The 3,692-nt window shown below is 65.8% G+C and carries 3 protein-coding genes; 2 read left to right on the top strand and 1 reads right to left on the bottom strand.

The genetic code is table 11. From position 1 onward, the window contains the following. The coding region (locus VF794_RS27500) for a cytochrome P450 (RefSeq protein ID WP_331115439.1) at positions 1–955 on the top strand (955 nt) is incomplete at its 5' end. 159 nt (positions 956–1,114) lie between these two features. Continuing rightward, complete coding sequence (locus VF794_RS27495) at positions 1,115–2,494, top strand: cytochrome P450 (protein WP_331115437.1); 1,380 nt, start codon at positions 1,115–1,117, stop codon at positions 2,492–2,494. 55 nt (positions 2,495–2,549) lie between these two features. Here VF794_RS27495 and VF794_RS27490 read toward each other — a convergent pair. Beyond that, positions 2,550–3,692, bottom strand: a 1,143-nt coding sequence (locus tag VF794_RS27490; RefSeq protein ID WP_331115435.1) for a hypothetical protein, incomplete at its 5' end; no start/stop codon positions are given.

Raw genomic sequence — 3,692 nt, 5'->3', positions numbered from 1 at the left:
GGACGGCGCGAATCACCTGAGGCTCCGCCGGCAGGCCAACCCGGCCTTCTCGCCTCAGGCGCTCGATGCCTGGCGGCCGGCCATCCGCCGCATCACCGAGGAGCTGGTGTCGGCCGTGCTGCCCCGGGGGCGCATGGATCTGGCGAAGGAGACCGCCTACCACCTCCCCTCGTTGATCATCGCCGAGGTCCTGGGTGTCCCCCCGGAGTCCCGTTCGCGTTTCCAGAAGTGGGGGGAGGACATCGCCCGCTTCGCCATTGGTGTGGCGGGCATGGACATCGTGCAGGTGGCCAAGGAGGCCAACCAGGCCGTCCTGGAGTTCAACGCCTTCCTGGAGAGTCTCATCGAGGATCGTCGCCGCAATCCCGGCAACGACATGCTCAGCCAGATGATCCACATCCAGGAGGGGGGGGGGATGGCCATGGAGGAGCTGATGTCCAACGCCCTGCTCATCCTCACGGCCGGGCACGTCACCACCTCGGATCAGATCAACAGTGGCATCTACGATCTGCTGACGCACCCGGATCAGCTCCAGCTCCTCCGGGAGGACCCCAGCCTGATCAAGCCGGCCCTGGAGGAGATGCTGCGCTTCAGCCCGCCGACCTCCTTCGGCATCCGCGTCGCGACGGAGACCTTCGAGCTTCGTGGCCGGACCATTCGCAAAGGCGACGTGGTGATGCTCGGGTTGGCCGCCGCCAACCGGGATCCGAATGTGTTCCCCGACCCGGATCGCTTCGACATCAGGCGCGACCATACCCACCAGAAGCACTTGAGCTTCGCCTTCGGGGCGCACCACTGCCTGGGGGCCGGTCTGGCTCGTCGCGAGCTGGAGATCGCCTTCGAGATCCTGCTGGCGAAGATGCCCAACCTGCGTCTGGACGAGGAGCTGCAACCGCAGCGCAAGCCGCCCAGCATCCTCTTCCGCAACTTCGACTCGATGCCCGTGAGGTGGTGAGTCGTCGGCGCGCCTGCCTGCTCCACGGGGGACGGAACCTCCCTCGTGCGAGGCGCGCACCTCTCTCACGAATGCCGCTGTGACCTGGGGTAGGATGTCCAGGTCACGACCCGGGCGCCTGGAGCGTCTCGCGCAACATCGGACGAGAGGAACCTGACGATGAGCAATACCCCTGCCCTCAAGCAGTCGGCACTGTCGCTTCCGCCGAAGGTGAAGGGCTATCCCCTGGTGGGAGCGCTTCCCGGCCTGCTGAGCAAGCGCCTGGACTTCCTGGAGGCGGCGCAAAAGCAGTACGGGGACATCTTCACCCTGGACCTCGGGTTCTCCGAGATCGTGGTCATGTGCCACCCCCGGCACGCCCAGCGGGTACTCATCGACCACATGAAGAACTACGTCAAGGAGGGGCCCATCTGGGACTCCTTCCGGACGTTCCTGGGCGATGGGCTGCCGGTGCGGGAGGGCGAGCCCTGGCGCAAGCAGCGGCGGATGATGCAGCCCGCCTTCCACCACCAGAAGCTCGTGATGCTCACCGAGAAGATGGCGGAGAGCATCGACAAGTGCTTCGAGGAGGATTGGGAGAAGGCCGCCAACTCGGGCGAGCCCTTCGACATCGCCAAGGCGGTCACCCGCGTCACCATGAACGTGCTCGTGCGCAGCCTGTTCGGCAGCGGGATGGAGCAGGGTGAGGCGGATCGGGTCTCCGTGGCGCTGGCCTACGTCTTCGACTTCATGATGCTGGGCATCATGACCCACTCGCTGCCGGAGTGGATTCCGGTCCCCGGGAAGGCTCGCTACAAGGAGTCGATCCAGATCATCGATGAGACGGTGATGCGGGTCATCGAGCGGGGCCGCAAGGATCCCACCGTGGGGGACAACCTGCTCTCCCTGCTGCTGCAGATGTCGGATCCGGAGACGGGCGAGAAGATGTCCGACGAGCTGCTCCGCGACGAGGCGGTGTCGCTCTTCTGTGCCGGCTACGAGACCACCGCGGTGAGCATGTCGTGGGCGTTCCACTTCATGGCCCAGAACCCGGAGCTCGCGCAGCGGCTGGAGACGGAGGCGGATGCTGTCCTCGGCCAGCGCGCGCCCGGCTTCAACGATCTGCAACAGCTCACCTACAGCCGCAACGTGGTGTTGGAAGCGCTCCGGCTCTATCCCCCCTCGTACTGGATGCCGCGCCAGACGGTCGCGGAGGACGAGGTGGACGGCTACCGCATTCCCCCCAACACCATGGTGGCGATCATCCTGCACCTGCTCCATCGCAACGAGGATGCCTGGACGGATCCGAACACCTTCGACCCGGACCGCTTCACGCCGGAGCGCTCGGTGGGACGACACAAGCAGGCGTGGGTTCCCTTCGGCGCCGGTCAGCGGCAGTGCATCGGCAAGGAGTTCTCGCTGATGGAGGGGCCGCTCATCCTCTCGCGTTTCGCCCAGCGCTACCGGATCAAGCCCGTGCCCGGACGCGTGGTCGAGCGGCACGTCAGCACCACCCAACACGCCAAGGACGGCGTGTGGGTGTACCTCTCGAAGCGGTAGGGGCAGGGGACCGGGGCCCGGCGTTGCTGGCCGGGCCCGCGCTCCCCGCCGCTGCTCAACCCCTCGACTTGAGACGCTCGTACCGGGCGAACACGGCCAGCACGGCGGACTCGACGATGTGGTACGGGTTGTAGAGGACCTTGGTGATCCAGAGCCGAGGCAGCTCCTCGGGGCAGGTGTAGTTCTCCTTGAGGTAGGCGACCCCCTTCTCGATGCGGTCGAGCAGGGCGCCGTCCTTCTTGTGCTCGTACAGGGACTGCAGGGCCATCACCCCGTAGATCGTCTCCTCGATGGCCGCCTTGGGGAGCTCCGGGTAGTAGGTCCAGCTTCCGTCCTCGCGCTGGGTCTTCAGCAGCCAGGCGACGTGCTTCTCGATGAGATCATCGGCCAGGCCCGTCAGGGCCACGATGGCATGGCCCGTACTGTAGTAGGGCGACACGTGCCACTTGTCGGTGATGAAGTCGTTGGCGGGCTTGCTCCTCAGGGCGTTCACGGCCTTCGCCAACATCTCGGCACGACGCGGGAACTCATGGGCGTCCCGGAGCGCGTGGATGATGTGGAGGTGGACGTCGATGGAGATGTTGCGCTCCAGCGGGTAGCACCGGAAGTGCTTCTCCGCCTCGAAGAACTCCAGCCCGGCCGGGTCGACCTTCTCTCCGAAGAGGTGCAGGAGCCGGAAGGCCAGCGCGGTGTCGTCCAGGTCGGAGAAGGAGAGGTTGCTCGAGAAGCTCAAGCCCTTGGGGTTCCAGGCCTTCTTGAGCTGCTCGATGAAGGGCCTGGCGGCCTCCAGCTGGGTGATATCCGTTCCCAGGCTCAAGTTGTGGAGCGCCCAGGCCGACTCGAAGATCTCGAAGGGCGCGAACGCGGGCATCTTGCCCTCGTACCGGGTCCTGAGCGTATCGAGGTAGTCGCGCCCGGCCTCGCTCTTGAGCGACACATCCGCGAAGGCCGTCGCGGCTGGGGAGTTGTGGATGCTCCCGTTCGAGGACCGGAGCTTCTGCTTCTGGACGGCCTCCCCGTCGAGGAACTCGGTCCCCAGGAACTCCAGCGAGAAGCCCACGGGGAAGTGCGGCGAGTAGATGGCCTTGCTCACAAGGTTGATCTTCTCCTTGTAGAGCGCGAGCTGGGGTCCCATCAGCAGATCGATCCCCTGCACCTTCAGCCCCTGGTTACGGGCCATGTTCAGGAGCCCGGGGAG

The sequence above is a fragment of the Archangium sp. genome (assembly GCF_036389735.1).
GTDB lineage: Bacteria > Myxococcota > Myxococcia > Myxococcales > Myxococcaceae > Archangium.
The sequence above is the reverse complement of the archived record's forward strand: the minus strand, read 5'-3'. Positions and strand labels throughout refer to the sequence as shown.

Coding starts and splice junctions, on each gene's coding strand:
- VF794_RS27495 (WP_331115437.1), top strand. CDS start 1,115: ATGAGCAATACCCCTGCCCTCAAGCAGTCGGCACTGTCGCTTCCGCCG.